At 71.3% G+C, this 4,745-nt stretch carries 5 protein-coding genes; 3 read left to right on the top strand and 2 right to left on the bottom strand.

The genetic code is table 11. The annotated features are described in order from the left end of the window. The first annotated feature begins 223 nt into the window (after window positions 1-223). Together argE and NBM05_RS15000 are read left to right on the top strand one after the other, a co-directional pair. Window positions 224-1,420 (top strand): acetylornithine deacetylase, encoded by a 1,197-nt coding sequence (argE, locus tag NBM05_RS15005; protein ID WP_254169100.1) that lies wholly within the window; start codon window positions 224-226, stop codon window positions 1,418-1,420. A 116-nt stretch (window positions 1,421-1,536) separates the two neighbouring features. Further along, window positions 1,537-2,802, top strand: a complete 1,266-nt coding sequence (locus NBM05_RS15000) for an MFS transporter (protein WP_254169098.1) — start codon at window positions 1,537-1,539, stop codon at window positions 2,800-2,802. A gap of 148 nt (window positions 2,803-2,950) precedes the next feature. Here NBM05_RS15000 and NBM05_RS14995 read toward each other — a convergent pair whose 3' ends face one another. Further along, on the bottom strand, window positions 2,951-3,523 hold the full coding sequence (locus NBM05_RS14995; protein ID WP_254169096.1) for a hypothetical protein: 573 nt from the start codon (window positions 3,521-3,523) through the stop codon (window positions 2,951-2,953). 145 nt (window positions 3,524-3,668) lie between these two features. Next, window positions 3,669-4,241, bottom strand: a complete 573-nt coding sequence (locus NBM05_RS14990) for a hypothetical protein (RefSeq protein WP_254169094.1) — start codon at window positions 4,239-4,241, stop codon at window positions 3,669-3,671. A 122-nt stretch (window positions 4,242-4,363) separates the two neighbouring features. Between NBM05_RS14990 and NBM05_RS14985 the strand changes: the two genes are divergently transcribed. Beyond that, on the top strand, window positions 4,364-4,717 hold the full coding sequence (locus NBM05_RS14985; RefSeq protein ID WP_254169092.1) for a carboxymuconolactone decarboxylase family protein: 354 nt from the start codon (window positions 4,364-4,366) through the stop codon (window positions 4,715-4,717). Window positions 4,718-4,745: the final 28 nt, after the last annotated feature.

Genomic DNA, 4,745 nt, shown 5'->3' with positions numbered 1-4,745 from the left:
GCCGGGTTCCGTGGGCCCGGAGAGGTGTAAAAGAGACAGGCCGGGCCCCGGGCCTCCCCCCCCGGCGTCGGTGCGGGGGCCCCCCGGCCCCGCGTCCCCCCGCCCGTCCCCGCCGGCCGCGCGCCAGCCGCGCGCCGGTCCGCGTCCGGTCGGTGGACTCCCGCTGGCGGCGATGTAAACGCTTCCCGGAGGAGCGGTAGGATTCCCCCGAAAGGTAGGAATCATGACTGCACAGAACACCACGACGCCGGGCGCCCGGCCGTCCGACGCCGCCCTCGAGTGGGTGCGCCGCCTCGTCGAGGTGGACACCACGAGCCGGGACAGCAACCTCCCGCTGCTCGCCGAGGCCACCGAGCTCCTGGACCGCCTCGGGATCGCCTACACCACGCTGCCGAACGAGGACGGCACCAAGGCCAACCTCCTGGCGACCATCCCGGCCGCCGACGGCAGCACCGGCGGGGGCGTGATCCTCTCCGGCCACACCGACGTCGTGCCCGTGGACGGCCAGGACTGGAGCTCCGACCCGTTCGAGCTCGTCGAGCGGGAGGGCCGGCTCTACGGCCGCGGCACCTCGGACATGAAGAGCTTCATCGCCGTGGTCCTGAGCCGGGTCGAGGAGCTCGCGGCCCGGAGCCTCTCCGAGCCCGTGCACCTCGCGCTGTCCTACGACGAGGAGGTCGGCTGCGTCGGCGCCCGGAGCCTCGTCGAGGCCTTCGCGGAGCGCGGCGAGCTGCCGCGCGCCTGCATCGTGGGCGAGCCGACCTCGATGCGCGTGGTCCGCGGCCACAAGTCGATGAACGTGCTGCGCGCCGACTTCCGGGGCAAGGCCATCCACTCGTCCCGCACGACCGAGGGCGTCAACGCGATCGAGCACGCCGCCACCTTCGTGCGCTTCGTGCGCGACCTCGCCGAGGGCTTCATCCAGGACGGCCCCTTCGACCGCGCCTACGACTTCGAGCACACCACCGTGAGCGTCAACCACGTCGAGGGCGGCACCGCGGTGAACATCGTGCCCGCCGACTGCTCGGTCACGTTCGAGTACCGCACCATCGCCGAGGACGACCCGGCCGAGATCCGCGCCGCCCTCCAGGGGGAGCTGGACCGGATCCAGGAGGAGATGCGCCGCGTCTCCCCCGAGGCCTCCATCGAGCTCACCGTGCTCGCCGAGTCCCCCGGCCTGGAGACCGCCGCCGACGCCGAGCTGATCGGCTTCGCGACCGACTGCGGCGCGGAGCCCGCCGACGCCAAGGTCGCCTACGGCACCGAGGCCGGCCTGTTCCACCGCGCCGGCATCCCCGCCGTCGTCTGCGGCCCGGGCGACATCGCCCAGGCCCACACGCCCGACGAGTTCATCGAGCTCGACCAGATCGCGCGCTGCGAGGCCTTCCTCGACGCCGTGATCGACCGCCTCTCCGCCTGACGCCCGCCGGCCGGACGGCATCCGCCAGCCGGCCGGCGGCCCGTCCGCCGGAGCGCCCGACGCCGGCCCACCGGCCCGGCACCCGAGAAACCGCACCAGAGAATTCGAGAAGCCCCATGTCCACCGTGACCCCCGCGCCCACCCCGGCGCAGCTGACCGCCGCCCGCAAGGCGGTGGTCAGCAGCTCGATCGGCAACGCCCTCGAGTGGTTCGACATCATCGTCTACGCCTCGTTCGCGGTGATCATCCAGAAGAACTTCTTCCCGTCCGACGACCCCACGGTCGGGCTCATCATCACCTTCGCCGGCTTCGCGGTCTCCTACCTCATCCGCCCGCTGGGCGCGCTGGTGCTGGGGAGCTACGCGGACCGCAACGGCCGGAAGAAGGGCCTGACCCTCACGATCTTCCTCATGCTGGTCGGGACGACCCTCATGGCGATCGCCCCGACCACCGCGGTGATCGGCATCGCCGCGACGTTCATCATCCTGCTCTCGCGCCTCATCCAGGGGTTCTCCGCGGGCGGCGAGTTCGGCACCGCCACCACCTTCCTGGTCGAGACCGCGCCGCACCGCAAGGCCTTCTACGCCTCGTGGCAGGTCACCAGCCAGGGCATCTCGATGTTCCTGGCCTCGGTCTTCGGATTCGTGCTGTTCACCTACCTCACGGAGGACCAGCTGGACTCGTGGGGCTGGCGCATCCCGTTCTTCTTCGGCATGCTCATCGGCCCGGTCGGCTGGTACATCCGCTCGAAGCTCGAGGAGACCTCCGAGTTCACCCAGATGAAGCGCGAGGGCTCGCCGCTCAAGGCCGCGTTCACCACGCACCTCGGGCGGATCCTCGCCGCGACGGCCTGCGTCGGCGTCGGCACCATCTCGGTGTACCTGATCCTTTACATGCCCACCTTCGCCGTGCAGACGCTGCACATCCCGGCGACGGCGGGGTACCTCGGCGGCATCGTCGCCGGCGTCGTGACCATGGTGGGCGTGCCGTTCATCGGCATGCTCGCCGACCGGATCGGTCCGGCCCGGATCATGACCTACGGCGCGATCGCGGCGCTCGTCCTGGCCTGGCCCCTGTTCGCCCTGATCATCGCGGTGCCGACCGTCCCGGTCTTCGCCTTCGTGGTCGCGGTCCTCGGCGTCATCATGGCGATCTACTTCGGCCCGCTCCCGGCGCTGATGACGGCGATCTTCCCCGCCGAGGTGCGCGGCAGCGGCCTCTCGATCGCCTACAACGCCGGCGTGACGCTCATGGGCGGCTTCGCCCCGCTCGTGCTGACCTGGATCGGCACGCTGTACGCGCCCGGGATCTACTACATGGTGATCGCGGTGATCTCGCTGGTGGGCCTGGGGTTCGCGCGCCGGAAGTACGCGATGCGGTAGACCCGGTCCCCACCGGGGCTCCGGGACGCACGACGACCCCCGGGAGGAGGCTGCGAGGCCTTCCCCCGAGGGTCGTCCGCGTCTCGGGGTCGCCTGCGTCTCGGGGCCGCCTGTGTCTCCGGACCACCGCGCCCCGGACGTCCCGCGCTCAGACCGCCCGGGACGGGGCCAGGAACAGGCGGACCTCGCGGCTGAAGGCCAGGACGAGCCAGTAGACCAGCAGCGCCAGTGCGACCACCGTGAGCAGCATCGAGACGATCCCGATGGCGCCCATCTGGACGTTGAGCGCGATGGCCGCGACGTTGGCGAACAGCGAGCCGCCGATCGCCACGAAGGCCAGGACGATCCCCACGATCCGCGCCCAGTTCTTGTGCGCCCGCAACCCGAGGTAGACGAGCGCGAACACCCCCAGCGTCAGGATGAGCTGGAACGCCGCCTGGGGGATGCTCAGGCCGCCCGAGCTCTCCACGATGCGCTGCTTCTCGGCGTCCGAGAACGACTCGCTGCCGGGCACGCTGTTCACCGTGCTGAGAAGGGCGTCGTTCATGGCACCGGTCATGCGGGCCACGATGTCCATGACCCAGCTGACGAGGTCGACCACGAGGATCCCGATGGTGACGGCCTTGAGGCGGGCGAAGCGCGGCGGCTCCTCGACCTCCGGACGAGGGGCGGCCGGGTCCTGCCCGGCACTGCGGAACTGGGGCATGTCTGCGCTGCTCATGATGACCTCCTGGACGTCAGCTTCCCACGTCGGACGGGGTTTCCGTGTGGATGACGTCACATCGGCGGAGTGTGACGGCGCACCGACGGTCCCGGCCGGCGGGGCCGGCGGAAGACGCCCGGCGGACCGCCCCGCCGGGCGCGGCTCAGGCCATCCGGCGCGGGACCAGGAACTCCCGGACCTCGCGGTGGAAGGCCAGCACGAGCCAGTAGATCAGGGCCGCGTAGGAGAGCAGATTCAGCAGGGGGCCCACGATCCCCAGCGCCCCCAGGAACGCCGACTCGGTTACCAGGGACACGATCTGGAAGATCCCCATGCCGAGCGAGACGAAGGCCATGACGATCCCCACGATCCTGGCCCAGTTCGCGCGGCGCCGCAGCCCGAGGTAGACCAGCAGGAACACCGCCACGGCGAGGACCAGCCCGAACACCCCGGTGCCGATGGCGATCCATTCGGACATCTGCACCTGAAGGCGCACCTGCTCCTCGCTGAGCATCTCGGCGCCCGGGGTCTCGCGGAGCATCCGCATCGTCGCCTCGGTCGTCGCGCCCGAGCCGATGAGGATCAGCCCCCACGCCGAGCCGACCAGGTGCAAGGCGAAGACCCAGACGGTGACGGCCTTCAGGCGGGTGAACCTCCCCGGCTCGGGCTCGCCGGAGCGCTGCGCGGGGACGGCCTGCTCCGCGCCTCGATACTGGGGAATCTCTGAGTTGTTCATGTAAACCTCCTGGGCGCCACCCTCCCATACGGCGCACCGGATGGAAACGCGGCGCGCCGCGAGCGAAGGAACGGGCGGCCGCGGGGCGCGACCCCCGCCGCTCCGAGGACCACGAGGCCGGCATGCGCGTGCGCCGCGAGGTCCTCTCCGAGGAGCACGTCGCGCGCGCCGTCGAGGCGACGACGCCCTTCACCGCCGACTTCCAGGACTACATCACGCGCAACGCCTGGGGAGGCATCTGGACCCGGCCCGGCCTGGACCGCCGCATGCGCAGCGCCATCACCCTGACCGCGATGATCGCCCTGGGCCACTGGCACGAGTTCGACATGCACGTGCGCGCCGCGCTGCGCAACGGCCTGACGGTCGAGGAGATCCAGGAGGTCCTGCTGCAGTCGGCGGTCTACTGCGGAGTGCCGGCGGCCAACACCGCCTTCGCCCGCGCGAGCGACGTGCTCCACGAGGCGGGCGAGCTGTGAGCGGGCGGACCGGATCCGCCGTCGCGCC

It is taken from the genome of Rothia santali (assembly GCF_024199905.1).
Classification (GTDB): Bacteria; Actinomycetota; Actinomycetes; order Actinomycetales; family Micrococcaceae; genus Rothia; species Rothia santali.
The sequence above is the reverse complement of the archived record's forward strand: the minus strand, read 5'-3'. Positions and strand labels throughout refer to the sequence as shown.

Excerpts from the sequence above, each read along its gene's own strand:
- argE (WP_254169100.1), top strand. The coding sequence starts at position 224 with ATGACTGCACAGAACACCACGACGCCGGGCGCCCGGCCGTCCGACGCC.
- NBM05_RS15000 (WP_254169098.1), top strand. The coding sequence starts at position 1,537 with ATGTCCACCGTGACCCCCGCGCCCACCCCGGCGCAGCTGACCGCCGCC.
- NBM05_RS14995 (WP_254169096.1), bottom strand. The coding sequence starts at position 3,523 with ATGAGCAGCGCAGACATGCCCCAGTTCCGCAGTGCCGGGCAGGACCCG.
- NBM05_RS14990 (WP_254169094.1), bottom strand. The coding sequence starts at position 4,241 with ATGAACAACTCAGAGATTCCCCAGTATCGAGGCGCGGAGCAGGCCGTC.
- NBM05_RS14985 (WP_254169092.1), top strand. The coding sequence starts at position 4,364 with ATGCGCGTGCGCCGCGAGGTCCTCTCCGAGGAGCACGTCGCGCGCGCC.